Annotated in this window: 3 protein-coding genes; all 3 read right to left on the minus strand. The window is 62.2% G+C overall.

Annotated features, from left to right (window positions below):
• Positions 1 to 60: 60 nt before the first annotated feature.
• Genes tsaD through M3G15_RS21260 form a run of 3 tightly spaced genes read right to left on the minus strand, consistent with a single transcriptional unit; the run spans position 61 to position 1,898 of the window.
• Positions 61 to 1,101 (minus strand): tRNA (adenosine(37)-N6)-threonylcarbamoyltransferase complex transferase subunit TsaD, encoded by a 1,041-nt coding sequence (gene tsaD, locus M3G15_RS21250; RefSeq protein ID WP_009226276.1) that lies wholly within the window; start codon positions 1,099 to 1,101, stop codon positions 61 to 63.
• Positions 1,095 to 1,589 (minus strand): ribosomal protein S18-alanine N-acetyltransferase, encoded by a 495-nt coding sequence (rimI, locus tag M3G15_RS21255; protein ID WP_323079036.1) that lies wholly within the window; start codon positions 1,587 to 1,589, stop codon positions 1,095 to 1,097. Before rimI ends, tsaD begins: the two co-directional genes overlap by 7 nt.
• 18 nt (positions 1,590 to 1,607) lie before the next feature.
• Entirely contained in the window at positions 1,608 to 1,898 is a 291-nt protein-coding gene (locus tag M3G15_RS21260; protein WP_260072011.1) for a hypothetical protein, read from the minus strand.
• Positions 1,899 to 2,042: the final 144 nt, after the last annotated feature.

The following is a 2,042-nucleotide window of genomic DNA, read 5'->3' on the forward strand; positions in this document are numbered from 1 at the left end:
GAAAAAAGGCCGGACAGTTTGTCCGGCCTTTTGTTTTGGGCGATGGGCCCGATTTGAACCTTAACCCTGGCCGACAGACCAGCCCTCCAGCGAAAGGGAAGGCTCGGCTTTCAGCTCCAGGTCGGAAAATTCACCGCTGCGCCATTTCAAGTAGGCGGCTGCGCCAATCATCGCGGCGTTGTCGGTGCAATACTTCAGCGAAGGAATCAACAAGGCGATGCCTTCGCGCTCACAGCGCTCGGTCAACGCCGCGCGCAGCCCGCGATTGGCAGCGACGCCCCCGCAAAGCAACAGCTGGCGGGAGCCGGTTGCCTTGACGGCGCGGACCGCTTTTTCCACCAGCACTTCGATCACCGACTCTTGGAATCCGCGGGCAATCGCCGCTTGGTAGCCGTCCTCGCCGCGCATCTTGTGCTGGTTCACCGCGTTTAGTACAGCCGATTTGAGTCCGCTTAAGCTGAAGTCGTAAGAGTCCGGCTCCAGCCAAGCCCGAGGCAGCTCCTCTGCTTCCTCCGCCTCTGCAGCGAGCTTGTCCACGAAGGGGCCTCCGGGATAGGGGAAGCCCAACGCCCGGGCCACCTTGTCATAAGCCTCGCCAACGGCATCATCGCGCGTCCGTCCGAGCAGGCGGAAGCTTCCTTCCCGCTCCATCAGCACCAGCTCCGTATGACCGCCCGAGACAACCAGCGCCATGGACGGATACAACATCTCCGCCTCCAAGCGATTGGCGTAGATGTGACCGGCGATATGATGAACGCCAATCAGCGGCTTGTCCAATGCGAAAGCAAGGCTCTTGGCCGCCATAATGCCGACGAGCAGCGCGCCAACCAAGCCGGGCCCTTCCGTCACGGCGATCGCTGACAGCGATTCCGGCGCAATTCCCGCCTCCTGCACCGCTTCCTCCAGCATCCGCGTAATGCTCTCGACATGCTTGCGCGAAGCGACCTCCGGCACCACGCCGCCAAACGCCCGGTGCGTTTCGATCTGGCTGGCGATGAGGTTGGACAGAACCTCCGTCCCGTTCTTCACCACGGCGGCCGAGGTTTCGTCACAACTCGTTTCCACCGCCAAAATATACACATCTTGCTCTTGCTTTACCACGAACCTTCGCTTCCTTCCCCGGTTTCCGACTGCGACCTTGGCAGCTCGCACCACATTATGATTGCATCTTCATGATTATCGGAATAATACCCTTTTCGCACGCCTGCCGGGGTAAAGCCCATTTTCTCATAAAGCGTGCGGGCAACGATATTGGACACCCGCACCTCCAGCGTCATCCGGACCATCCCCAGCTCAATGGCCCAGTCCATCATCCGACGCAGCAGCTTCTCCCCGAGATGGCGGCCGCGATAAGCGGTACGAACAGCAATGTTCGTGACATGGGCCTCATCGAGGATCGTCCACATCCCGGCATACCCAATCGGTTCGCCGCGATATTCCATGATTTGATACCGTGCAAAATGGTTATGTGTTAACTCGTTGCGGAACGCTTCCTCACTCCACGGGAGCGTAAACGATTCATGCTCGATCACCATGACGGCCGGCAGATCCGCCAGCGTCATGTTGCGAAATACGATATCTTGTTCCAGCTTCGCCGCCCCCTCGCCTTAAGCGTTCCGCAGCCGTTTGGCTTCGGCTTCGGCCAGCTGCGTATAGTTCGGCTCCAGCGCATGTACGTCGTCCGCCGGCAGCGCGGTGCGCGCCACGCCGGCGATGCCGACCCATGCGCCCTCCAGCTCGTAGGGCACGAGCTGGACGAGCTCGCCGAAGGCGGCGATCAGCGGCGCGATCGCCGCCTCATGCTTCTCGGTCTCGCCCACGAACCAGAGGCGGGCCGGCCGTTCCTCTGCGGGCAGCTGCTCCAGCTGCCGCTTCAGCTCGTCGGCCCACCCGTCCATGAGCCGGATCGCGTCGGGTTCGAGACGCTCCGGCAGACCGCCCGGCGCTGGTGCAGCGAACAGCGCCGAATAGGCCTGGCCGCGCCGCGCGTCGATCAGCGGCGCGATCCAGTGGCTGCCGGCGGCGGTGGGGGGGGCTTAGCC

The organism is Paenibacillus sp. p3-SID1389 (assembly GCF_025151705.1).
Lineage (GTDB): Bacteria > Bacillota > Bacilli > Paenibacillales > Paenibacillaceae > Fontibacillus > Fontibacillus phoenicis.